This is a genomic window from Polynucleobacter finlandensis (assembly GCF_018881755.1).
Lineage (GTDB): Bacteria > Pseudomonadota > Gammaproteobacteria > Burkholderiales > Burkholderiaceae > Polynucleobacter > Polynucleobacter finlandensis.
In genome coordinates this window covers 73,430-96,592 of sequence record NZ_JACVPS010000001.1, presented here as the reverse complement: position 1 = coordinate 96,592, position 23,163 = coordinate 73,430, and the positions used below count along the sequence as shown (strand labels likewise).

The following is a 23,163-nucleotide window of genomic DNA, read 5'->3' as shown; positions in this document are numbered from 1 at the left end:
GGTCCAAACATTATCTACGAGGTCCTTGCGGCCTCTACGGCCCCACAGAGAGGGATCGATCCACTGGGTAAAGCTTTTTCATAGTAACCTTGATACATCTGTTTTGACTTCACTAATCCATACACTACACGCGCCATCTTCGCTGCCACCGCAGTCCTAGCCTTGCGCTGTAAATCCTTATCCTGTGGTGCGCCTTTAATATAGCGGCTATATTTTTGCTGGAAACTATTTTCTGGTTGAGCGATAGCAGTGTTCACTGCCATCCATAACGCCAAACGTAAACGCGCATTACCTCGTTTGGAGATTTGTTCTTGACCACGATAGTTGCCTGATTGATTTTTGGCTAGATCAAACCCACAATACTTCAAGAACTGACGATGATGGCTAAAGCGACGTAGATCCCCGCCTTCCGCCAGAATCGTTAGGGCATTAATCGGGCCAATCCCCGGAACACTTTGCAAGATGGCAGAGTCCGGGTTATCGGCCAATACTGCTTGAGCCGTCTCTTCTAATTGCTTGCGACAAGCATTGATCTCTTGATAGCGTCTCAGTTGTATTTGAAAGGTTTTGCAAGCCAAGGAATCTGCCTCAACAGGTAGTCCAATGCTATGCAAGGCGGTCTCATAGAGCTCAATAAGCTTAGCCGCTTTATTAACCTTGCGGCCAATGACAGGGCTGGCAATCTCGCAAAACGCTTCTTGAGAGTGCTTCGTTACTGCGCTAGGGATGGGGAAGTGCAAAAGATAATTAATCCACCAGTCTGCGCGAGTACTGTTCCACCATTTACCCATCTCCGGAAAATACAAAGGCAGGTAATGAGTGAGGATGGAATGCTGCAGGCGCGTGCGACTCAAGGTCACTTGATAGTAGGTTTTAGATAACTCTTGGAGATCATGATGCCCTGCAATTAATGGGTCAACATAACGTTGAGTAATCCCTTGCTTAAGCAGCTCTAAAAGCACTGCAGCATCCTTGGGATCATTTTTATCCCAGGAGTTGAACATCACCTCCCGATACCGGGCGCTCGCTACCGAGGAAATAAAACAGACTTCAAACCCCGCCGCTACCAAGCGATGCCCTAATGCGCGGTGGTAATTGCCGGTTGCCTCAAACCCAATAATGCAAGGCGGCGGTAAGCTCTTTAGAAAAGCAATAAAACGATCATGATCGGCAGCAGAATTAGCCATCCGAAAATGCTGCCTTTTACCCGCCTTGGTCTCGCTTAACACGGCATTAAAGTCCTTGGCAATATCGATTGCAATCCATGCCCCAAAGGGTTTATTGTTTAAGTGGTCAGCCATAGCAATACTCCTTATTGATGATCTCGCAATCACCAGCATGGCTTAAATTGCTGCGGCTGACTACCATTCTGCATGTACTATGGGCCCGAACTCGTCAGTGGCAGACTCATGGAATGGGCAGCAAAGCATCAAATCCACATACAACATATCCAGCCAGGTAAACCACAGCAAAATGCCTATGTGGAACGCTTTAATCGTACCGTCAGATATGAGTGGCTATCTCAGCATTATTGGGAAAGCATTAACGAAGTTCAGGAGTTTGCAACGCAATGGATGTATAAATACAATCATCAACGTCCAAATATGGCATTGGGCGGCATTACCCCGAAACAGCGACTGGCCATGGTTGCTTAACTAATCCTACTTTTAGGCTCGGTTAAATAAGGGGGGATTACCGCCTCAGTCCAATGTCAAATCACAAACTTTTACTACTCAATACAAAGTTAGTGACGCCGAAAGCAAATATCTTTGGTCATCTACCATTACTAATGCAGGAGCTGAAGTGGTCACCCTTCAGAGCAGTCAGTTCAATACATTAAAAAGCACTAACTCCATCTATTTCATTAGTGATGATTTTTCTAGGCACACCTCTTTACGTCACTCGACGATTTGGATAGCGCCGAATATTGGCAGGTGGGTTGTCAGAACCACAGATGGTACTTACTTAGACAACAATACAGGTATTGGTAACGATCGCTATGAAAATATGCTGCGATATGAATTAATTTCCTATAAATGAGCAATTGTTAAATTCACTTGTAGAGATAAATAAAGCCCGCAAAAAATCTGCGGGCTTTATTTTTATAGCGTCTGGAACATAGCGCTAGGGAAGGTGCATTTTATTATCAGAAAGTATGACGCATACCTACCCCGTAAGTCTGCTGTGTGCTAACAGTCTTACCACTCAACATACTACCAGCTGGTAATGACTGAACATTGGAGCCTGATGTATTAATGTTTCCAATACCTAGATACAAATTAGTACGCTTACTCATATAGTAGTCAAGCATTGCAGATTGAAACTGCTGCACACCACTAAGCTGTGTACCTGACTGTTGAGTGCCTGCATAGTAATAACCAATAGAACCAATTAAGGATTGAGTAAAGTTATAGTTAGCGCCTACCCAATACACATTGATGTTGTAATTATTTCTATTGGGGGTCCAGCTAGCAATAGAAAATCCACTGGGCAATACTGGCAAACCAGAGTACATCTGAAAGTTGCTTGGCGTACCAATAAACATACGCTCATATCCAGCCTTGAGAATTAATTTATCTGTAGCCTGAAATTTACTAGTCAGTTGCAACGCCGAGGTATTTGCTAAGGTAACTAAAATTTGATTGGTTCCAGCAGTTGTTGGGATTGTCGATGCTGCTGATGTTGATGTAGCTGGTGATGCGTTGCCAGGTACAACAGTGCCCCCTGAGGTAGAAAGTCCTGTACCGTAGGTAATACCAGTTAACTTAGTCGCATCCGTAGTATGGGTAGCAATGGCTTGCACACCCCACTTAGCCTCCTCGTAACCCAACTGAAAGCCACTAGTAGTACCAGCGGAGTTATTGCCTGCCACACCACCAGGTGCATACATGGCCTTGAGATTAAAACCATTGTATTTTTTAGCGTATTGAATGGCGCCACTCACATACGCATTATCCGTATAGCCACCACCACCATAGGTTCCCGAGAAAGCAATCGGTGAAAACATCTGCGCATTGACGGGGTTATAGCTACCAATATTTTGCAACATGAGTCCTTGCTGACGCCCCAGCGTCAAGGTACCATACTGCTCATTACTGAGACCAGCATAAGCACCACGTCCAAACAGCATTCCTTGCAGAGCGTTATCACCACCTTGAGCTGCACTGGTTGAGGAGCCGTTACCAGCCATTCCGTTACTTGCGCTTGCGCCAGTTGCGGCACTAAAGCCTTGCTCAAGCAGGAAGATTGCCTTTGTGCCACCACCTAAATCTTCAGAGCCCTTAAAGCCCAAGCGACTTTGACTCTCACCACCCGTCATAAATCCAAAGACATTACCGTTTTTAACGCCAGGGTAGTTAATTGGCGAACCAGAGTTACCCCAGGTGGAAGCATTGAGATTACCGGCATTTGTTTGAGCCATCACGCCCACATCTAATAAACCATAAACCGTCACACTCGATTGTGCTTTTGCTACTCCTGCCGCGCAAAGAAAACTAGCAGCTAAGGCGAAGTAATTGAATTTTTTCATAAAGTACTTAGTTGAAATCCCTTGACCAATATCAAGAAATTAAGATCCGTTAAAAGACAAAAACCACCACACTTGCGTGTGATGGTTTTCTTATTACATTTACTGCTAGATGTTACTCACTACATTTCTAAATCTAGGTAGGCACAAGACCTACGTTAAATTAGAAAGTGTGACGCATACCTAAACCGTATGTGAACTGCTGGTTAACAGTGGTTGCCGTAGCACCGCCTGTAGTGGCTTGAGAGGTAACAAGTGAGCTACCCATATAGCCTGCTAATGTACCAGCTGCGTACAAGTTAGTACGCTTGCTCAAGTAGTACTCAGCCATGGCAGAGATATAGTTCTGTTTTCCTGCTGTTGTTGTCGCAGAGCTATTAATATTCTGTTGATAGTAGCCAACAGAACCCTTCACAGCTGGAGTAAAGTCATAGTTTGCACCCAACCAGAATGTATTCTTGGTAACTGGTTGTTGCAAGGCTGTGTAGTTGAACACGCTAAAACCACTACCATTAGGCAATACCGGTTGACCAACATAGTATTGTACGTTTGACGGGGTGCCAAAATACATATACTGGAAGCCAGCTTTTAACCATAAATTATCTACTGGAGAGAATTTAGCAGTTACCATAGTAGAGCGAGTGTTGGCAATTGTTGCATTAACCATATTTGTACCTGCAGTTTGTCCAGCAGCGCCAATATTAGGGTTGTAAGTGCCTGCTGTCGTTGCCTGAGCCTGACCATAAGTTACGCCTGTCAATGATGTTGCACCTTCTTGCATATCCATCAAAGCTTGTACGCCCCACTTAGCAGCTTCGTAACCAATTTGACCTTCTAAACGTGTACCAACGCCGTTGCTACCAGCATAGCCACCAGGTGCATACAAGGCGTTAACATCAAAGCCCATGATTTTTTCTTTTAACTTCAAAGCACCGTTAGCACGACCGTCATCAGTATAGCCACCGCCGGCGAAGGAACCCGAGTATGCAAGTGGTGAGAACGAGTATGCGTTAACTGGATCATAGCCACCGATGTTGTCTAACATCAAAGTTTGTTGACGGCCCAACGTCAATGTGCCGTATTTGTCATTGCTTAAGCCAGCGTATGCCATGCCGTTAAACAATTGACCTTGGTTGGAAGAGTCCCCAAATGAGGACATGTTACCCATGCCAGTAGTTGTTTTACCGTTGCCTGGCAAACCAGTAGCATTTGATGAGCCGTTAGCAGAGCTAAAGCGTTGCTCTAACTGGAAAATGGCTTTAGTGCCGCCACCCAAATCTTCTTGACCTTTAAAGCCAATACGGTTTGCAGATTCGCCACCAGCCATGAAGCCAAAGGAATTGCCGTTACGTGGATAGCTTGCATTAGCAGGATCTTTAAGGTTGGCAGAAGTACCGCCGGTTGAGGAATTTAAGCTGCTTGAGTTAGTTTGACCCATAACACCAACGTCCAAGATACCGTAAATGGTTACGCTGGACTGAGCTTGAGCAGCGCCAGCAAATGCTGTCATTGCTGCGATTGCTAATAGCGATTTTTTCATTCTTTAAATCTCCAAAAATTAAAAGTAATGCCCAAATAAAACTGGGACTTGCTAATTTTGCTTGTATTGCCCCGCTAGACTGGGGGTAAGGGCATGTAGGAGATCTTTTTGCTTGTCAAAAGGTAGTTTTTTGGTTTTCTTCGTTGTATCAGGGCAACAAGGTCTTGGTTTTCCCCCTTTTATGCACTTTGAATGCCAAAATTGTCAGATGGCAAGCCGCGAATTCTTAAAAATCCTGAGTTCAGCCCGTATGGGTGATGTATCCGCGCAACAAAAATTAGCACAAGCCTATATGACCGGCGCATTTAAAACACCAATACAACCTGCTAATGCTTTGATTTGGCTAGAAAAATCCTATTTATCGATACAAAACCAAGCTGCCGAGACGGGTACCGCAAGTCATGATGAAGTTTCCAAGATTCTGAATCAAATTGCCAATGTCCCACTAGCCCAAACCTTTAATTCCCCAGGATTTCAGTTTGGATGGGGGTCTTTCTGGCAGCTAGCCCAATCCAATCTTGATTCAGGCGCCACACTTTCAGCTAAATGGCAACTTGCTGACTTGCTTATTAATCCAATACATCAAGAAACTCAACCCCAATTGATGGCTTGGTTGAAAAAGGGTAACTCAACCCTTGCCGATGAAAAACTGGCCAATCTAGATTTCGGGGGCTTACAAAAAATTGCTCGTCAATATTTGCAAGAACTCGCAGATGGGGGCTCTGCATTCTCGAACAAAGCAAAAGAGTTTTTGATAAAGCTACAGCCAAAAAATGAAGCCTTATCTTCCCTATGGAATGCTTGGTTAACAACGCAAAATGAAGAAGCATTGATTCAGGCGGCGGAGCTAGGGCTAACCGTTGCAAAACTTACTTTGGGATTACGCCTTGCTCAATTAAGTGGAAATGTTGAAAACAAATCAAACGCATCTCTTAAAAAAGCAGCGCATTGGTTAGAGCTTGCCGCCAAGGACGGTGATCGAGATGCATGGTACGCGCTTGGTGAAATTTATCGTCGCCCCCAATTTTCTGGTTACAACGCTACTGAAAGTGATCGCTGCTTTGATCGCGCTGCCGATCTTGGCCATCCCCAAGCGCAACTTCGCAAAGGTGCCAATCTTTGGCGTAAGCGCGAAAAGAGCGAAGAAAAAGTACGCGGGCTACAGGCTTCATACTCTATATGGCAAGCACACCAGCAGGGCATAGTAGAAGCAAAAGAGCTATTAAGTAAGATTTTAGAAAGTTGCCCAGACCCAAAAACAAATGAATGGCATGAATTGGCGCTATATGCTGAAAGCGCCATAAATCATCACGCCGAACACAAGTTTGATGAAGACTGGCTATTGCTATGTCACCGCATCATCATTGCCAATCAATTTAATTTCAGCAAAGCAGAGCTTTTGTTATGCGAAGTAGGTCAACTACAGCATGAGCATTGTGTAGTGGTAGATATTCGCTGGGAGCTTCCAAAGATACTGCCCAGACTGATTCAGATCGAAACCATTCAACAACGTCGCGCCCTATTGGCTGCTGGCAAAGCTTTTGCTGGTTCTGAAATAGATCTTGAGGGCAACTTACGCCAAAGGCGCTATCGCTTTGATCGTGCCACAAATTGGCTAAAAAATACCTTTTCCAAGAATCAAGTAGACGCAGAGGTTGAGTGATCGCTTGAACCTTCATCATCTGAGGGTTTTGGTACATAAAAGCGCGCTACGATCAAACCTAACTCATAGAGCAAGGTCATTGGCACAGCTAGCAACAATTGCGAGAGCACGTCCGGCGGAGTTACAACAGCGGAAATCACAAATGCGCCAACGATGACGTATGGGCGAATTTCTTTCAGCTTAGCCAAGGGCACCATGCCCATACGCACCAAGACAACCACCACAACAGGTACTTCAAAAGTAATACCAAATGCCAAGAAGGTTGTCATAGCAAAACTTAAATAGTTATCAATGTCGGTCGACATCTCCGCGCCCAATGGTGCGTTGTAACTTGCCATGAACTTAAATACCGTTGGAAACACTAAGAAGTACGCAAATGCCATACCAATAATGAACAAGGTATAGCTACTCACCACCAAAGGCAGAATGAGTTTTCTTTCGTGCAAATACAAACCAGGCGCAATGAATGCCCATAGTTGATACATCACCACTGGTAAGGCGATGATGAATGCCACTAGCATTGTTACCTTCATGGGTACAAAGAAGGAGCCTGTAACGTCAGTCACAATCATCTTGCCGCCAGCAGGCAAAGCCTCCAATAAAGGCTGTGCGAACAAATGGAAAATATCAGGCGCCCAATAGACTAGACATACGAAGACAACAATAATTGCGAGCGCCGCTTTAATTACGCGATCACGCAATTCAAATAAGTGGGAAAGAAAGGTTTCCTGTAATCCCGAGTCTTGAGTTGAACTGTTTTCAGTCATGCGTAAGTATTTTTATTCTTGCTTTTTACTATTATTTTTATTTGCCAGCGCTGTGATGAAAGCGCTTCATCCTAGCAGCACCAGATTGCACTCGAGTACGAATTCCTGCAGAACGTTTGAACCAAAGCGGCCTTGCAGCACGACGCACACCCCAGCTATTGCGCCCTTGGCGCTTAGTTTTGCGCAGCACTTCTTTTTCATCTAAGGCCGGCTTATCAAACCTAGTTTCAAAAATATCCGCTTGATCGCTTAAGTTAGCGCCAGCCTCTTGAACTGTAGAGCCGATACTATTTTCAACCTCTTTGAGAGTGGCAGCAGTTTCTTCTCGAAACTTTTTAAATTCTTCCACTTCCATCTGACGACTTACTTCAGATTTGACGTCCGCCATATAGCGCTGCGCACGCCCAAACAAATTACCAGCCATGCGAGCTACTTTAGGCAGGCGCTCTGGCCCAACGACCACCAAAGCAACTACAGCAATGAGCGCAAGCTTTGAAACTCCGAGATCAATCATTTAACGCAGTTATTTAAATGCAGCATGAGTTTCAATTGCAATTCAATTATTTGTTTACGTCTTTTGCCTGAACATCAACAGTCTTTTCTGTTGTTGCAGAACTTTGTTGAATCTGCTCTTTAGGCTCTTCAGCAGCTTTCATGCCATCTTTAAAACCTTTTACAGCGCCACCCAAATCTTGTCCGATATTGCGCAATTTTTTGGTACCGAATACCAACATCACGATAACCAAAACAATCAACCAATGCCAAATGCTAAATGAACCCATTTTTAATCTCCTTGGATTATTTTTTCCAGGGGCGGGGACCGCCCATCACATGTAAATGCAAGTGATAAACCTCCTGCCCACCATCCGCACCATTGTTTACCATCAATCTAAAGCCGCCATCCTTACCAGGACGGCAGCCTTGCTCTTTGGCAAGACGCGGTGCTAACTCCATCATTCTACCCAGCAAAGGCGCATCTACGCTTTCCGCTGACTCCAGCATAGGGATATGCTTTTTAGGAATCATCAGAAAATGGATTGGCGCAGCCGGGTTGATATCTTTAAAAGCATAGATTTCCTCGTCCTCATACACCTTCTGGGAAGGAATCAAACCTTGAGAAATCTTACAAAACAGGCAGTTAGGATCGTGTGACATACTTTTTTCGTATTTATGCGTGCTTACTCTTTACCAGTAGCTTTTCTCGCAGCCTTCTCTTCGATACCAGAAGTTCCCAGGCGACGATCGAGCTCGGCAATAACATCTTCCGGGCGCAAGTTAAATTGAGACAAAGCAATCAAGCAGTGAAACCACAAATCAGCCATTTCGCCGACTAAGAGCTTTTGCTGGTCAGCCGCCAAATTCGAGTTACGCGCATCCTTTGCAGCCATTACAGCCTCAGTAGCCTCTTCACCAATCTTTTTCAAGATCCCGTCATCACCCTTTGAAAAGAGCAAAGCGGTATAAGAAGTTTTTGGATCTGCTTGGCCCGCCTTAAATGCATCACGACGTTGATCAACTACATCGGCTAAATGGATTAATCCAGATTCAATTTTTTTGTCTGAATTCAGTATTTTGTTCATTAATATATTTTTTCAGACTATACAGTCCAATCCTCTACCTTTAACTGCTTAATCCTTTTAAAAGCCTGGTCATTTGTCACTAGAACTGCTCCAAGCTGAGAAGCGTGTGCTGCAATTTGCATGTCAAGAGAGCCTAGTAAATTTCCATTACTCTCTAACTGGGCTCTTAAAACACCATAATGCTCCGCCACATCAGTATCCCAAACCAAAACATCCACTCGCTTTAAAAACTCTTGTACAACCAAATGTAAGCTCCTTGCATTCGGCTTTTTTGCCAAACCATAGAGAATTTCACCTTCAGATATGACTGACAAGCATAGTCTTTCCATAGGAACGCTGGCGATTTTTCTGCTTACTACTGGGTTTTTCTTAATGAGGCTGCTGACGGTATTGGTATCGAGCATATATCTCATCACTCATTGACTCCAGCAAAAGGATCTCGATCTTGCGACCCTTGATTTCGATCTTCAGGGCTTAAGAAATCCACAGGAACGTCCGCGCTCGCAAGCGCCATGAAAAAACTATCCCAGTTTTCAGGTCTTCTGGAAAGAATTAAATCACCAGTATTAGCATCGCGCCGAATAAAAACCTCTTTTTCCTCGAAACGAAATGCCGCAGGCAAGCGTATGGCCTGGCTGCGTCCATTCATAAAGATTTTTGCTATTAGGCTCATCATCCCGGCTCCTTGGTATATATCAAAGTATATACCATTCTGATCCATAACAAAATGTAAATAAAGTCCCCAAATACTTGCTTGAGTCAGGCTTCACTGATTTTTTGCCAAGTTGAACTTATAGAGTCCCACTGCCGAAAGAAGCAACTATGCTCGCCTGTATGGCAAGCAATGCCATCTTTTTGCTCAACCATAAGCAAAATCGTATCGCCGTCACAATCTAAGCGAATTTCTTTTACTTTCTGAGTGTGGCCAGACTCTTCCCCTTTGTGCCACAGTTTTTGTCTGGAACGGGTCCAATAGACTGCCTCACCTAGGCGCAAGGTTTCCAATAAGGCGTCCCGATTCATCCAGGCCATCATCAAGATATCCTTGCTGCCAACTTCTTGGGCGATTGCTGGAACCAATCCTTGATCATTCCAAGTTACCGCTTCTAGGAGAGCCTGGTCTAGTGAGTTTTTATTTGTATCTGACATTTATCCAATTTTGACAGAATTATTAAGAGCTACCCAAATAAGAATCGCCTTCGGCTTACTGCAGCAGCCCATCCCACCTTCTGGACAATAACCCTTTTTGTGTGTATAATGTGTATAAAACTTATAATGCGCAGATGAATAGCAAAGAACTCATCAAGACATTAGAAAAAGATGGCTGGGTATTGCGGGGCTCAAAAGGCTCTCATCATGTTTTTAACCATCCCCGCAAGGTTGGACACATTACCGTTCCACACCCTAAAAAAGATCTGGGCATTGGATTGGTGTAAAAGATACTGAAACAAGCAGAAATTAAATAGAGGGGTCAATGATGAAATATCCAATTGCTATTGAACCGGGTGGAGATAAGCTGGCATGGGGCGTAATCGTTCCTGATATGCCAGGCTGCTTCTCGGCCGCTGACAGCGGAATTGATGAGGCCATTGAAAATGCTAAAGAGGCAATTGAGTTTTGGATTGAGTCAGCGCTAGATGCCGGTGAAGATATACCTAAACCCAGCTCTATTACTGATTTACAGAAGAAGAAAGAGTTCAAAGGATATATCTGGGCAATTGCTGAGATTGACCCGGCATTACTATCGGACGATATCGAAAGAGTAAATATCTCTTTACCAAAAAGAGTGTTGGCAAGATTAGATGCTAAGGCCAAATCCGCTGGTAAAAACCGCTCCGCCTTTATCGCACATATGGCGATTAGCGCTTAAGAACCCCACCTACATCCGAACCGGAATTCCCTGCGCTGCCATATATTCTTTAGCCTGCCCAACGGTGTAATCACCATAATGAAAAATACTAGCCGCCAATACTGCATCTGCATGGCCCTTAGTAATGCCATCCACCAAATGCTGCAAATTACCAACGCCGCCAGAGGCAATCACGGGAACAGAAACAGCATCGCTTACTGCAGCAGTTAAAGCCAAATCAAAACCATCCTTACTGCCATCGCGGTTCATACTTGTTAAAAGAATCTCGCCTGCACCACGTTTAGCAACTTCAGTAGCCCATGTGACTACATCCATTCCAGTCGAAGTTCTACCGCCATGGGTAAACACCTCCCAATTGCCAGCTTCGGTTTGCTTGGCATCAATCGCCACCACAATACATTGGGAGCCGTAATAAGCAGCAGCATCCGAAACTAAATCAGGATTAGCTACCGCGGAAGAATTCATACTCACTTTATCTGCACCAGCATTCAGCAAGCGTCGCACATCAGCAACGGCACGCACGCCACCGCCAACAGTTAAAGGGATAAAAACTTGTGACGCCACATCCTCAATGATGTGCAAAATCAGATCGCGCCCATCAGAAGTAGCGGTGATATCTAAAAACGTCAGCTCATCAGCACCTTGTGTGTCATAACGTTTAGCAATTTCTACAGGATCACCTGCATCTCTGAGGCCAACAAAGTTAACACCCTTAACAACGCGCCCTGCAGTGACATCTAAACAAGGAATAATTCGCTTCGTTAACACTAGATGATTTTCTTTGCGTACTTGAGGGTTAACTCATCAGCATATTTTTGGGCGGCTGCAAGATCAAGGTCGCCAGCGTAGATTGCGCGTCCCGCAATCACTCCCATGACACCCTCTTCTTCGGCTTTACAAAGCGCTTCAATATCTTGATTGTTAGAGAGGCCGCCACTGGCAATGACCGGGATACGAATGGCTTGAGCCAGCTTGATTGTGGCTTCGATGTTGACGCCCTTAAGCATGCCATCCCGACCAATGTCGGTATAGATAATGGCCTCTACGCCCCAATCTTCAAACTTCTTAGCGAGGTCAATGACTTCATGACCGGTAATCTTGCTCCAACCATCAGTAGCCACCTTGCCATCGCGTGCATCAAGACCAACCATCACATGACCAGGAAATGCTGTGCAAGCATCTTGTACAAAGCCGGGATTCTTCACAGCTGCCGTACCAATAATGACAGTGCTAATACCGTCATCCAATAAGCGCTCAATGGTTTCAAGATCACGAATACCGCCACCGAGTTGCACGGGGATTTCGTTGCCAACCGCTTTGAGGATCGATTTAATCGCAGACTCATTTTTGAGCTTGCCAGCAAATGCGCCGTTGAGATCTACTAAATGTAAGCGTCGAGCACCTTTGCTAATCCAATGCGCTGCCATTGCGCCAGGGTCTTCTGAGAATACCGTAGCTTTATCCATATCACCTTGTTCGAGTCGAACACAGTGGCCGTCTTTAAGATCAATTGCGGGAATCAGCAGCATAGCGAATGGTTAGGAATATTAAGGTTGCCAAGAAACAAAATTTTTATAAAGCTTTAAACCGTATTCTGCACTTTTTTCTGGATGAAATTGAGTTGCAAAAATATTATCTCGCGCCACCGCAGAAGTAAACCAATCGCCATATTCAGTGGAACCGACTGTATCTTCATTGCGCTGCGGCACAACATAGTAGCTGTGCACAAAATAGAAGCTCGTTAGATCAGGTATGCCATCCCAAAGGGGGTGCTTTCGGTCTTGGCGGACTTGGTTCCAGCCCATATGAGGGACTTTATAAGAGGATCCATCTGGCTGCTTTTTACCAGCCAGCTCAAAACGACGCACTTCCCCAGGAATCAAACCCAAACAAGGTGTCCATTGCTCGGCAGCGCGTACCTCTGCACTTCTATCAAAGAGCATTTGCTCGCCTACGCAGACCCCTAAAAGTGGCTTACTTTTGGAAGCCTCCAGTAAGGCATCTAACAATCCGGATTCTTCCAAATGCTTCATGCAATCTGGCATAGCGCCTTGACCAGGCAAAACGACGCGATCTGCAGAATGAATCTCTTCCGGCTGATGAGCAATCAATACATTGTCATCAGGTGCAACATGATGAAATGCTTGATATACGGAACGGAGATTACCCATTCCATAGTCGACGATCGCAATGGTTTGCGCCAAAATTTACCTGTTGTCTACTGTTGTCTTCTGAGCAGCCGTGGGGAGTCTAGATTAAAGACTTCCTTTAGTTGAAGGAATGGCGCCTGAAGCACGTGAATCAACCGCCAAGGCCATACGCAAAGCGCGACCAAAAGCCTTGAACACAGTTTCAATTTGGTGATGCGCATTAATACCGCGCAAATTATCGATGTGCAAAGTGACTCCAGCGTGGTTCACAAAACCACGGAAGAACTCAATGCTGAGATCGACGTCAAAATCGCCTACGCGTGCACGAGTAAATGGAACGTTGAATTCCAAACCTGGACGGCCAGAGAAATCAATCACAACGCGAGAAAGGGTCTCATCAAGAGGTACATAGGAGTGACCGTAACGAGTAATGCCCGCTTTATCACCCACTGCTTTAGCAAAGGCCTGACCAAGGGTGATTCCCACATCCTCAACGGTGTGGTGGTCATCAATATGGGTATCGCCATTAGCAACCACCTTGAGGTCAATCATGCCGTGACGGGCAATCTGATCGAGCATGTGGTCTAGAAAAGGAACCCCGGAGGCTAGCTCAGCCTTACCGGTTCCATCTAAGTTGATGGAAATCTGAATTTTGGTTTCCGAAGTGTTTCGGGTGACGTCGGCTTGCCGCATGCTTCATTGCGCCGCGAGGCGAAGTGTTGATTGAAGCCTCATAATATCATTCCTAGAAGAGATTTAAATATCGATATCGCTGCACTTTTATCCTGATTTTTGACCTGAGAACCCTCATGAGCCGTTTTTGGAGCCCCGTTGTTCAAACCCTAACCCCCTATGTTCCGGGGGAACAGCCGCAAATGCAGCGGCTGGTAAAACTCAATACCAACGAGAGTCCCTATGGCCCATCACCCAAAGCGCTTGCTGCTATTGAAGGTCAAAATACTGCGGATTTACGCCTTTATCCGGATCCAGAAGGTGCAGCCTTAAAACAAGCCATCGCTAATTTACATGGCTTAGATGCAAATCAAGTCTTTGTAGGCAATGGCTCTGATGAAGTGTTGGCACATGTCTTTGCTGGTTTACTCAAGCAAAGTAAGCCAGTGCATTTTCCAGACATTACCTATAGCTTCTATCCTGTCTACTGCAAACTTTTTGGAATTAATGCCCAAATAGTTCCCCTGAACGAAAATTTTGAGATAAAAACTGCTGACTACCAAACTCCTAACGGCGGAATTATTTTCCCTAATCCCAATGCTCCTACTGGTAGATCGATTCCCCGCTCAGAAATTGAAACACTAGTCTTGCACAACAAAGATTCAGTAGTTGTTATTGATGAAGCTTACGTAGATTACGGAACTGAATCTTGCGTTCCACTATTGCGTGGCGCCAACTGTCCAGAAAACTTGTTGGTAGTTCACACGCTCTCTAAATCACGTGCTCTAGCCGGTCTACGTGTCGGCTTTGCTGTTGGCCATCCAGCCTTGATTGAGGGCTTGGAACGAGTCAAGAATAGCTTTAACTCATACCCCTTAGGACGTCTTGCTCAAGCTGGTGCGATTGCAGCCATTGAGGACCAAGCGCATCTGGAAGCAAGCTCAGCTAAGGTGATTCAAACTCGCACAAAGTTAATTGAGCAACTCGATGCTTTAGGATTTGCAACTCTGCCTTCGACTGCAAACTTTATTTTCACGCGCCATCCACAGCATGCTGGAGCAAAGCTATATCAAGCCTTGCGGGATCGCGGGATCATCGTGCGTCATTTCAAATCACCACGCATAGAAGAGTTCTTGCGCATTACGATTGGCACAGATGAACAAAGCAACGAACTTGTTGCTGCTTTAAAACAAATCCTGAATTAATTTTTTTAAGAAGCAAGCGCAGGTAGATTGCGCTCTTACCTCTTCAAGCGCATCTCAGCTGCACGTGCATGAGCTTGTAAGCCCTCACCATGAGCTAGCGTGCTCGCTACTGCACCCAAGGTTTGAGCACCAGCCTCACTCACCTCAATCATGCTTGAGCGCTTGATGAAGTCATACACACCCAATGGTGACGAGAATCGCGCAGTACGTGCTGTCGGTAAAACGTGATTGGGACCGGCGCAATAATCACCCAATGATTCACTGGTGTAGTTACCCATAAAGATGGCGCCCGCATGACGAATCTGGTCAGCCCACTTGCGTGGATCAGCAGCACAAATCTCCAAGTGCTCAGCAGCAATCGCATCCGCAATCTCACAGGCCTCAGACATATCTTTTACCTGAATCAACAAAGCGCGATTTGTGAGCGAAGTTTCAATCACCTTTGCTCTTGGCATTTCTGGGAGGAGCTTATTGATGCTTGCTTGCACTTGTTCAATATATGAAGCATCTGGACACAGCAAGATCGATTGCGCCTGCTCATCATGTTCCGCCTGAGAGAACAGATCCATTGCAACCCAATCCGGATTACTTGAACCATCACAAAGCACCAAAATTTCAGATGGGCCAGCAATCATATCGATGCCCACAATGCCAAATACTCTGCGCTTGGCTGCAGCCACATACGCATTACCAGGCCCAACAATCTTGTCAACCGATGGAATCGTTTTGGTACCGTAAGCCAAGGCGCCGACTGCCTGAGCGCCACCGATCGTAAAGACGCGATCTACACCAGCAAGATGAGCTGCCGCCAGAACTAAAGGATTGCGCGCGCCATCAGGGGTAGGCACCACCATAATCACCTCAGCAACACCCGCCACTTTTGCGGGAATGGCATTCATCAACACAGATGATGGATAAGCTGCTTTACCGCCCGGCACATAAATGCCAACACGATCCAATGGAGTTACTTTTTGACCAAGACGTGTTCCATCCTTCTCTTCGTACTCCCAAGAATGGCAACCTGCTTCAATCTTTTGATGCTCGTGATAAGCGCGCACTCTTTGCGCAGCAATATCGAGGGCATTTTTTTGTTCAGAAGATAAAGAGCTGTAAGCAAGCTCTAAATCTTTGCGAGGAATCTCTAAATCAGAAACGCTTGCAATATTCAAGCGATCAAACTGCTTTGTAAATCCCAGAACCGCTTCATCACCCTGGGCTTTAACTGCTGCCAAAATCTTTACTACTGCAGCATCTATCGCCTCATCATCAGCAGTCGGCAGGGACAAACTCGACAACAGTGTTTCTCTGAAGCCTGCATCCTTGCTATTGAGGCGTTTTACGTTAATATTTGAGGGCATGGGAGAAGACTTTTCGATCTGACTACTATTATTTCAGTAGCTCAAAAATAGGCTGTAGCTGAGCTCGCTTACGTTTGTATGAAGCTTGATTGACTACTAGGCGAGCGCTGATATCAGCAATTGGCTCAACTTCCACTAAACCATTCGCTTTAAGCGTATTGCCAGTAGACACCAGATCCACAATCGCATCCGCCAAGCCTACCAAAGGTGCGAGCTCCATCGAACCGTATAGTTGAATCGTATCGATGTGCACACCTTTATTGGCAAAGTGTTCACGCGCACAATTGACGTACTTCGTTGCAACTTTTAAACGGGAGCCTTGTTTTACTGCAGCCGCGTAGTCAAATCCTTCGCGAACCGCCACAGACATCCGGCACTTTGCAATATTCAAGTCGTAAGGAACGTACAAACCATCGCTCCCTTTTTCCATCAATACATCCAATCCGGCAACACCAAAATCAGCGCCGCCAAATTGCACATAAGTAGGCACATCTGAGGCGCGAACAATAATCAGGCGGACATCTGGATTAGAAGTCTCAATAATGAGTTTGCGTGACTTCTCAGGATCCTCCAGCGGCACTATGCCGACCTTGGATAAGATCTCTGCAGTTTCTTCGAAGATGCGCCCTTTGGAGAGGGCTAAAGTCAATTTCATGGACTAATTATCCATCAGCCTTACTTCACGCGCTCAATATTGGCGCCTAAGAGAGTTAACTTCTGCTCCATGCGGTCATAGCCACGATCTAAGTGGTAAATCCGGTCTACCTGGGTTTCGCCCTGGGCAGCCAATCCAGCAATCACTAAACTAGCTGAGGCTCGTAAATCGGTAGCCATCACAATCGCACCAGAGAGCTTTTCCACTCCCTGAGCAATCGCCGTATTACCCTCAATGGCAATATCGGCTCCCAAACGATTGAGCTCTTGTACGTGCATAAAGCGGTTTTCAAAAATCGTTTCTGTAATCGTTGAGTTACCCGATGCGATTGCATTAACTGTCATCAGCTGTGCCTGCATATCTGTCGGGAAAGCTGGGTACTCAGAGGTACGGAAATTGACTGCCTTGGGGCGACCTTGCATCGAGGCCTTAATCCAGTCGGGACCAACCTCCATTTGCAAACCCGCTTCTTTTAACTTAACAATCACAGCATCCAAAGTATCGGGACGACAATGCTTAACGGTGATCTCACCCCCAGTGGCAGCAACAGCACACAAGAATGTACCCGCCTCAATACGATCTGGGATAACTGAATGCTCAGCACCATGAAGTTTTTTCACTCCTTCAATTACCAGACGATCACTACCAATGCCAGAAATCTTTGCGCCCATCTTCACTAACAATTCAGCCAAGTCGCCAACCTCAGGCTCGCGAGCAGCATTTTCTAAAATGGTAGTGCCCGATGCCAAAGTGGCAGCCATCAACAAATTCTCAGTACCGGTTACGGTAACCATGTCAGTCAAGATGGAGGTGCCCTTTAGACGATCTGACTGTGACTTAGTTTCAGCTTGAATATAGCCGCTCTTAATTTTGATGCTGGCGCCCATCGCCTTCAAGCCTTTGATGTGCTGATCCACTGGTCGTGCACCAATAGCGCAACCACCTGGCAATGAAACCTTAGCGCTATGCATTCTGGCCAACAGTGGGCCAAGTACCAAGATGGAAGCGCGCATGGTCTTTACCATCTCATAAGTAGCTTCTGAACTTTTAATGACCGCCGCATTCAACACCATATGACTTTGATCGTCAGGACTCGGAAAATCAACCGTTACGCCAATTTCTTGCAAAAGTTTGAGCATGGTACGCACGTCTTGCAAATCAGGAACATTGCGCAATACAACTGGTTGATCAGTCAATAGACAAGCACACAGAATTGGCAATGCGGCATTTTTAGCGCCAGCAATCACCACCTCTCCATTGAGAGGAGTGCCGCCAACCATTCGTAATTTATCCATGAAACGATTCCAGTAAAAACTTATTAATTAATGTGTGATGATGTATTTTTTATGCCGCTGAATTTTGTGCAAATTCTTCAGGTGTAAATGCCTTAATTGATAAGGCGTGGACTTCTGCTTTCATACGATCGCCCATTGCACCATATACCAATTGGTGGCGCTGCACCAAACGCTTGCCTTCAAACTCAGGGCTCACGATGGTTGCAAAAAAGTGCTGGCCATCGCCCTCAACTTGAATGTGGGTGCAGGTTATCCCTTGCTTGATGTAGTCTTCAATTTGTTCTGGGGTGGGTAGCATTTCTTTTCCTAATCAAACTCGGGTTTTCAACAATTAATAACGGAGCTTATAGCCCTTTTGCAACAGGCGTAAAGCAATGACTGACACCACTACAAAAAAGCAGAACACAATCACTAAGCTGCTCCAAGGGGAGTTATCTGAAACTCCAAAAAAGCCGTAACGGAAGCCATCAATCATGTAAAAAAACGGATTGAAATGTGACACTACTTGCCACGCTGGCGGTAAAGAGTGGATGGAGTAAAAAACGCCTGACAACATTGTTGCAGGCATGATGATGAAGTTCTGAAAAGCAGCTAACTGGTCATATTTATCAGCCCAAATACCTGCTATCAAACCAAGACTTCCCAAAATTGCTGCACCCAAGAAAGCAAACGCCAAAATCCACAATGGATACTCTAAGGTAGGCGTTGCGAACCAGATAGTAATTAACAGTACGCCTAGTCCCACAACAATTCCCCGAAATACTGCAGCCAAAATATAAGCAGAGTAAAACTCGAAATGACTTAGGGGAGCCAGCAAAACAAACACCAAATTACCGGTCACCTTGGATTGAATCAAGGAAGACGATGTATTAGCAAACGCATTTTGTAAAACGCTCATCATCACAAGACCCGGTATTAAGAAAGCCGTATAACTTAAGCGTCCATAAACTTCCCTACCCTCAAGAACATGGCCAAAGATCATGAGATAGAGCACTGCCGTAAGCACCGGCGCAGCGACCGTCTGGAAAGCCACTTTATAAAAGCGCTTTACTTCCTTAAACAATAATGTCGGGAAACCGCTGCCGTACTCAAGGGCGGGTCGATTAAGGCTATGCTTCATTGCGCACCCCCGACATGATGTTGACGAAGACTTCTTCTAAGTCAGTTTTACCTTCACCATCTTTTTTGACAGATCCGTAACGACTTAATAAATTAGCAGTGGTGTCTAAAGCCACAATCTTGCCTTGTTTAAGCATTGCAATGCGTTGACACAAAGCTTCCGCCTCTTCCAGGTAATGGGTAGTCAGAACAATCGTATGGCCATCTTGATTCAATCGACTAATAAATTGCCATAAGGATTGACGCAACTCAACATCCACTCCAGCAGTCGGTTCGTCCAAAATAATGACTGGCGGTCTATGGACTAAAGCCTGAGCGACAAGCACTCGACGCTTCATCCCACCAGACAAGGAACGCATATTGCTATCCGCTTTGGAGGTGAGATCAAGATTGGCCATAATCTCATCAATCCACGAATCGTTGTTTTTAATCCCGAAATAACCGGATTGAAAACGTAAAGTTTCACGAACGGTAAAGAAGGGATCAAAGACCAGCTCTTGAGGAACCACGCCCAGCATCCGGCGCGCCTCACGAAACCCCTTCTGAACATCAGCGCCCATAATGGCTGCATGACCATGAGTGGGCCTAACCAGGCCAGCCAAGATAGAAATCAAAGTAGTTTTGCCGGCACCATTCGGACCCAACAAACCGAAAAACTCTCCTGGCTCAATGGTCAATGAAACATCATCTAAGGCCTGCAGTGCTCCATATTGCTTGGATATATTTTGAATAGATATTGCAGAATGCATCGCCATTACAAGCCTAGCAATGTAGCAACACCGTAAACACCGGCCAACACCTTCAGCTTAGCCGGTGCGCCATCTATCGAAATAAATTGGCCTTCAGCTACTAGTTTTTTCTGCCACGCCAACAAAACAGTTAACACTGTCGAATCAAAGTCTTTTAATTCAGAGCAATCAATCGAGCGCAAACTTGGGCTATTTAATAAGCCCTCTTTTTGCAGCTGCAAAGCATTTTCTTGCGTTACTTTTTTAGGCAAAAGAAAGGGCATGATGTCTATACTGAATGATTAATTGACTGGCTTAGCAGTAGCCAATTGTTTATTGCGGTCTTGCAAAAACTTCACAAGGCCTTCAACGCCGTTTTGATTAATTTGGTTAGAGAACTGATTGCGATAAGCCTCAACCAACCAAACGCCCATGATGTTCATGTCGTAGACCTTCCAACCAGTGGCTGTTTTCTCAAGACGGTAATCTAAAGGCACCGGATCACCACGACCAAGCACTACGGTTTTAACAACCACTTCTTTGTCATCAGGTGCGGCACGTAGAGCTTTGAATTGCACAGTTTGATCACGTAGCTGACTCAAAGCCCCCGAGTATGTGCGAATGAGCAAATTCTTAAACTCGGAGGTCAATTGAGCCTGTTGCTCAGGAGTTGCCTTTTTCCAATTAGGGCCCATCGCCATTTCTGTAGTGCGACGCATGTCGGTATATGGAACAATTTTCTTCTCAACTAAATCCACAACCTTAGGAATATTGCCTTTTTGGGTATCGGGATCAGCCTTTACCATTGCCATCACTTCAGTAACCACCATCTTAATTAAGACGTCTGGGGGCGTTGATTGATCGGGCACCTGCGCGAAAAGGGCGCCAGAAACTAATAACGCGCTTGCGGCTAAAAATTTAGAAGTTATTGTGTGGATTTTCATATGTTCTATTTAGTTATTTATATATCGATGAGATTTTATTGAGCTACTCAGACTTACTGATATCCATTCTCGTAAGGAGGCATTCGAGGCTCCTCGTCGTCTCTTCCCTCGTCAATCTGATAGGCGCGTCTTTGAATATACGCATCACGCATAAAGCTGTACTTATCAATTGCAGCGCCATCTAATAAATCACCAGCCTCATAGTAGGTATTACGTGCGTTCACTACACGCAAACCAGTAATACTATTTCGCAGACCAATATCCTTCACGAAGCTAAATAAATAGTCTGACTCCAAATCTGCCACCGTACCAAAGGTATCGCGCACATTACTTGGGCCAAAGAAAGGTAAGACCACATAAGGTCCAGAGGGTACACCCCAAACACCCAATGTTTGACCCCAATCTTCCTTATGCTTTTCCAGTCCACCGGGAGTTGCAAGATCGATAAGCCCACCGAGCCCCATAGTGGTATTGACCACTACCCGCATGAAGTCATTAAGGGCATAGTCTGGCTTACCTTGCAACAAGTTAAATAGGGCGGTGTAAATGTCGTTGTAATTACTAAAGAAGTTATAAACTCCTTCGCGTACAAATTCAGGCAATACAAATCGATAACCCGCAACCACTGGCTTTAACAGATAAGCATCTAGGCCTTCGTTAAATTCAAACACTGAACGGTTAAATGGCTCCCAAGGATCCTGAGGAGAGCGCTCTACGCCAGCAGGAATGGATGCGCAGCCAACGAAGGAGGCAATCAAACTTAGCAAGACTGCCATCTTGACTTTGCGCATAAGGAACAACATCATTTTGCTGCGCCCTTTTCTTGGCCGCTATCTGCTGCTTTGTTGTAAAGGAACTGGCTGATCAAATTTTCTAAAACAATGGCTGATTGTGTCTGCGCAATCTTTTCGCCGTTGGTCAACATATCATCTGAGCCGCCCGCCTCAAGACCAATATATTGCTCACCTAATAAACCAGATGTCAAAATCTTTGCGGAAGAGTCCTTCGGAAACTTATAGGAATCTTCAATAGTCATCACCACAGTTGCTTGATAAGTTTTGTCATCGAAAGAAATATTAGCAATTCTGCCAACCACTACACCCGCACTTTTCACTGGTGCGCGAGGTTTGAGGCCGCCGATATTGTCAAAGCGTGCAGAAATTTTGTATGTTGGCGCGAATGACACTGCATTCATATTGCCAACCTTCAGTGCGAGAAATAGAGCTGCTAGTAAACCAATAGCAACAAAAATTCCTACCCAAACATCAATTGCACTTTTTCTCATAAGAGCCCCAGTTTATTCTTTCTAATTTGAGAACATCATCGCGGTTAGCAAGAAATCTAATGCTAAAACCGATAAAGAAGAAATCACTACCGTACGAGTAGTGGCTTGCGAAACGCCTTCAGGTGTAGGCTTGGATTCATAGCCCTGGTATAGGGCAATAAAAGTGACCGCCACACCAAACACCGTGCTTTTAATTAAGCCATTGCCAATATCTGAAAACAGATCAACCCCGCCCTGCATCTGCGACCAGAAGGCTCCGGAGTCGACTCCAATCAAAGGCACGCCAACAAGGTAGCCCCCAAGAATACCGACCGCTGTAAAAATAGTTGCCAAGATTGGCATGGAAATAATGCCTGCCCAAAGTCGTGGCGCAATCACACGGCCCAAGGGATCAACTGCCATCATTTCCATAGCAGTTAATTGTTCGCCAGCCTTCATCAGGCCAATCTCCGCAGTTAAGGAAGTGCCAGCTCTACCGGCAAACAATAAAGCGGTAATCACGGGGCCCAACTCACGAGTTAACGAGAGGGCAACCAATAGGCCAAGCGCTTGTTCTGAGCCATAACGATTTAAGGTGTAGTAACCCTGCAAACCCAAAACGAAGCCAACAAATAATCCTGAGACTGCAATGATCACAAAAGAATGATTGCCCACAAACAGAATTTGATCAATCACCAAACGCGGTCTTTTGAGCAAGAATCCTGAGCGTGCGATCACTGCTGCAAACATACGAGCAGCCAAACCAAGGCTGCTTAAATTGCGACGCACAAAGAATCCAAGATCGCCTAATAAATTCAGAAGCATGG

Annotated in this window: 30 protein-coding genes and 2 pseudogenes; 6 read left to right on the top strand and 26 right to left on the bottom strand. The window is 45.4% G+C overall.

The genetic code is table 11. The annotated features are described in order from the left end of the window. Positions 1-14: 14 nt before the first annotated feature. Positions 15-1,301: an IS110 family RNA-guided transposase gene (locus ICN49_RS00575; protein WP_216164383.1), complete on the bottom strand. Its 1,287-nt coding sequence runs from the start codon at positions 1,299-1,301 to the stop codon at positions 15-17. 81 nt (positions 1,302-1,382) lie between these two features. On the opposite strand from ICN49_RS00575, the pseudogene ICN49_RS00570 reads away from it, so the two are divergent. Both ICN49_RS00570 and ICN49_RS00565 read left to right on the top strand, forming a co-directional pair. After that, a pseudogene (locus ICN49_RS00570) lies at positions 1,383-1,655 on the top strand (integrase core domain-containing protein); the annotation flags it as partial. Between the two features lie 148 nt (positions 1,656-1,803). Further along, positions 1,804-2,040, top strand: a complete 237-nt coding sequence (locus ICN49_RS00565; RefSeq protein WP_216164380.1) for a hypothetical protein — start codon at positions 1,804-1,806, stop codon at positions 2,038-2,040. A 106-nt stretch (positions 2,041-2,146) separates the two neighbouring features. Here ICN49_RS00565 and ICN49_RS00560 read toward each other — a convergent pair whose 3' ends face one another. Together ICN49_RS00560 and ICN49_RS00555 are read right to left on the bottom strand one after the other, a co-directional pair. Next, on the bottom strand, positions 2,147-3,529 hold the full coding sequence (locus tag ICN49_RS00560) for a porin (RefSeq protein WP_216164377.1): 1,383 nt from the start codon (positions 3,527-3,529) through the stop codon (positions 2,147-2,149). A 160-nt stretch (positions 3,530-3,689) separates the two neighbouring features. After that, on the bottom strand, positions 3,690-5,066 hold the full coding sequence (locus ICN49_RS00555; RefSeq protein ID WP_216164374.1) for a porin: 1,377 nt from the start codon (positions 5,064-5,066) through the stop codon (positions 3,690-3,692). Between the two features lie 208 nt (positions 5,067-5,274). On the opposite strand from ICN49_RS00555, the gene ICN49_RS00550 reads away from it, so the two are divergent. Next, positions 5,275-6,729 carry a tetratricopeptide repeat protein gene (locus tag ICN49_RS00550; RefSeq protein ID WP_216164371.1) on the top strand — a complete coding sequence of 485 codons (1,455 nt, stop codon included), beginning with the start codon at positions 5,275-5,277 and terminating at the stop codon, positions 6,727-6,729. Here ICN49_RS00550 and tatC read toward each other — a convergent pair. The 8 genes from tatC to hisI form a co-directional block, all read right to left on the bottom strand. Beyond that, on the bottom strand, positions 6,705-7,496 hold the full coding sequence (gene tatC / locus ICN49_RS00545; RefSeq protein WP_216164368.1) for a twin-arginine translocase subunit TatC: 792 nt from the start codon (positions 7,494-7,496) through the stop codon (positions 6,705-6,707). The two genes, ICN49_RS00550 and tatC, sit on opposite strands and share 25 nt — an antisense overlap. 37 nt (positions 7,497-7,533) lie before the next feature. After that, a complete protein-coding gene (gene tatB, locus ICN49_RS00540) occupies positions 7,534-8,010 on the bottom strand; it encodes a Sec-independent protein translocase protein TatB (protein ID WP_215358868.1) in 477 nt (158 codons plus the stop codon). A gap of 46 nt (positions 8,011-8,056) precedes the next feature. Further along, positions 8,057-8,278 (bottom strand): Sec-independent protein translocase subunit TatA, encoded by a 222-nt coding sequence (gene tatA / locus ICN49_RS00535; protein ID WP_216164365.1) that lies wholly within the window; start codon positions 8,276-8,278, stop codon positions 8,057-8,059. Between the two features lie 16 nt (positions 8,279-8,294). Then, the gene (locus tag ICN49_RS00530) at positions 8,295-8,651 is read right to left on the bottom strand and encodes a histidine triad nucleotide-binding protein (RefSeq protein ID WP_215358866.1); all 357 of its coding nucleotides are present in this window, start codon (positions 8,649-8,651) and stop codon (positions 8,295-8,297) included. A 23-nt stretch (positions 8,652-8,674) separates the two neighbouring features. Beyond that, entirely contained in the window at positions 8,675-9,076 is a 402-nt protein-coding gene (locus ICN49_RS00525) for a phosphoribosyl-ATP diphosphatase (protein WP_216164362.1), read from the bottom strand. Positions 9,077-9,093: 17 nt separating this feature from the next. Then, the gene (locus tag ICN49_RS00520) at positions 9,094-9,489 is read right to left on the bottom strand and encodes a type II toxin-antitoxin system VapC family toxin (protein WP_216861056.1); all 396 of its coding nucleotides are present in this window, start codon (positions 9,487-9,489) and stop codon (positions 9,094-9,096) included. After that, entirely contained in the window at positions 9,489-9,752 is a 264-nt protein-coding gene (locus ICN49_RS00515; protein WP_439650833.1) for an antitoxin, read from the bottom strand. The genes ICN49_RS00520 and ICN49_RS00515 overlap by 1 nt, the downstream gene beginning before the upstream one ends. Before the next feature lie 83 nt (positions 9,753-9,835). Further along, positions 9,836-10,225: a phosphoribosyl-AMP cyclohydrolase gene (gene hisI, locus ICN49_RS00510; protein ID WP_216164357.1), complete on the bottom strand. Its 390-nt coding sequence runs from the start codon at positions 10,223-10,225 to the stop codon at positions 9,836-9,838. Positions 10,226-10,359: 134 nt separating this feature from the next. On the opposite strand from hisI, the gene ICN49_RS00505 reads away from it, so the two are divergent. Together ICN49_RS00505 and ICN49_RS00500 are read left to right on the top strand one after the other, a co-directional pair. After that, positions 10,360-10,512: a type II toxin-antitoxin system HicA family toxin gene (locus ICN49_RS00505; RefSeq protein WP_216164354.1), complete on the top strand. Its 153-nt coding sequence runs from the start codon at positions 10,360-10,362 to the stop codon at positions 10,510-10,512. Positions 10,513-10,553: 41 nt separating this feature from the next. Further along, positions 10,554-10,946, top strand: a complete 393-nt coding sequence (locus tag ICN49_RS00500) for a type II toxin-antitoxin system HicB family antitoxin (RefSeq protein WP_216164402.1) — start codon at positions 10,554-10,556, stop codon at positions 10,944-10,946. A gap of 9 nt (positions 10,947-10,955) precedes the next feature. On the opposite strand, the gene hisF is transcribed toward ICN49_RS00500, so the two are convergent. The 4 genes from hisF to hisB are packed head-to-tail and all read right to left on the bottom strand — an operon-like array spanning position 10,956 to position 13,789. After that, positions 10,956-11,714, bottom strand: a complete 759-nt coding sequence (gene hisF / locus ICN49_RS00495; protein WP_216164351.1) for an imidazole glycerol phosphate synthase subunit HisF — start codon at positions 11,712-11,714, stop codon at positions 10,956-10,958. Next, positions 11,714-12,475 (bottom strand): 1-(5-phosphoribosyl)-5-[(5-phosphoribosylamino)methylideneamino]imidazole-4-carboxamide isomerase, encoded by a 762-nt coding sequence (gene hisA, locus ICN49_RS00490; protein WP_216164348.1) that lies wholly within the window; start codon positions 12,473-12,475, stop codon positions 11,714-11,716. The genes hisF and hisA overlap by 1 nt, the downstream gene beginning before the upstream one ends. Positions 12,476-12,493: 18 nt before the next feature. Further along, positions 12,494-13,150 (bottom strand): imidazole glycerol phosphate synthase subunit HisH, encoded by a 657-nt coding sequence (gene hisH / locus ICN49_RS00485; RefSeq protein ID WP_216164346.1) that lies wholly within the window; start codon positions 13,148-13,150, stop codon positions 12,494-12,496. Positions 13,151-13,201: 51 nt separating this feature from the next. Further along, on the bottom strand, positions 13,202-13,789 hold the full coding sequence (gene hisB, locus ICN49_RS00480; protein ID WP_216164342.1) for an imidazoleglycerol-phosphate dehydratase HisB: 588 nt from the start codon (positions 13,787-13,789) through the stop codon (positions 13,202-13,204). Positions 13,790-13,905: 116 nt separating this feature from the next. Here hisB and hisC point away from each other — a divergent pair, with 116 nt between their 5' ends. Further along, positions 13,906-14,973 carry a histidinol-phosphate transaminase gene (gene hisC, locus ICN49_RS00475; RefSeq protein WP_216164339.1) on the top strand — a complete coding sequence of 356 codons (1,068 nt, stop codon included), beginning with the start codon at positions 13,906-13,908 and terminating at the stop codon, positions 14,971-14,973. 35 nt (positions 14,974-15,008) lie between these two features. Here the strand turns inward: hisC and hisD are convergent, their stop codons facing one another. From hisD to mlaE, 11 genes and pseudogenes are all read right to left on the bottom strand, one after another. Then, entirely contained in the window at positions 15,009-16,331 is a 1,323-nt protein-coding gene (hisD, locus tag ICN49_RS00470; protein WP_216164336.1) for a histidinol dehydrogenase, read from the bottom strand. Positions 16,332-16,359: 28 nt separating this feature from the next. Next, positions 16,360-16,986: an ATP phosphoribosyltransferase gene (gene hisG / locus ICN49_RS00465; RefSeq protein WP_215358857.1), complete on the bottom strand. Its 627-nt coding sequence runs from the start codon at positions 16,984-16,986 to the stop codon at positions 16,360-16,362. 20 nt (positions 16,987-17,006) lie between these two features. Further along, positions 17,007-18,281: a UDP-N-acetylglucosamine 1-carboxyvinyltransferase gene (gene murA, locus ICN49_RS00460; protein ID WP_216164334.1), complete on the bottom strand. Its 1,275-nt coding sequence runs from the start codon at positions 18,279-18,281 to the stop codon at positions 17,007-17,009. 49 nt (positions 18,282-18,330) lie between these two features. Then, positions 18,331-18,579, bottom strand: a complete 249-nt coding sequence (locus tag ICN49_RS00455) for a BolA family protein (protein ID WP_216164331.1) — start codon at positions 18,577-18,579, stop codon at positions 18,331-18,333. Positions 18,580-18,612: 33 nt separating this feature from the next. Beyond that, positions 18,613-19,401 (bottom strand): ABC transporter permease, encoded by a 789-nt coding sequence (locus ICN49_RS00450; RefSeq protein WP_216164328.1) that lies wholly within the window; start codon positions 19,399-19,401, stop codon positions 18,613-18,615. Between the two features lie 64 nt (positions 19,402-19,465). Further along, positions 19,466-20,149 (bottom strand): annotated as a pseudogene (locus tag ICN49_RS00445) (ABC transporter ATP-binding protein); the annotation flags it as partial. A 5-nt stretch (positions 20,150-20,154) separates the two neighbouring features. Then, positions 20,155-20,412 carry an STAS domain-containing protein gene (locus tag ICN49_RS00440; RefSeq protein WP_216164323.1) on the bottom strand — a complete coding sequence of 86 codons (258 nt, stop codon included), beginning with the start codon at positions 20,410-20,412 and terminating at the stop codon, positions 20,155-20,157. Between the two features lie 18 nt (positions 20,413-20,430). Next, positions 20,431-21,072 carry an MlaC/ttg2D family ABC transporter substrate-binding protein gene (locus tag ICN49_RS00435; protein WP_216164320.1) on the bottom strand — a complete coding sequence of 214 codons (642 nt, stop codon included), beginning with the start codon at positions 21,070-21,072 and terminating at the stop codon, positions 20,431-20,433. Between the two features lie 53 nt (positions 21,073-21,125). Next, a complete protein-coding gene (locus ICN49_RS00430) occupies positions 21,126-21,878 on the bottom strand; it encodes an MlaA family lipoprotein (protein WP_255535345.1) in 753 nt (250 codons plus the stop codon). Then, a complete protein-coding gene (gene mlaD, locus ICN49_RS00425) occupies positions 21,875-22,357 on the bottom strand; it encodes an outer membrane lipid asymmetry maintenance protein MlaD (RefSeq protein ID WP_215321296.1) in 483 nt (160 codons plus the stop codon). The genes ICN49_RS00430 and mlaD overlap by 4 nt, the downstream gene beginning before the upstream one ends. 21 nt (positions 22,358-22,378) lie before the next feature. After that, entirely contained in the window at positions 22,379-23,161 is a 783-nt protein-coding gene (mlaE, locus tag ICN49_RS00420) for a lipid asymmetry maintenance ABC transporter permease subunit MlaE (RefSeq protein ID WP_216164396.1), read from the bottom strand. Between the last annotated feature and the right edge of the window lie 2 nt (positions 23,162-23,163).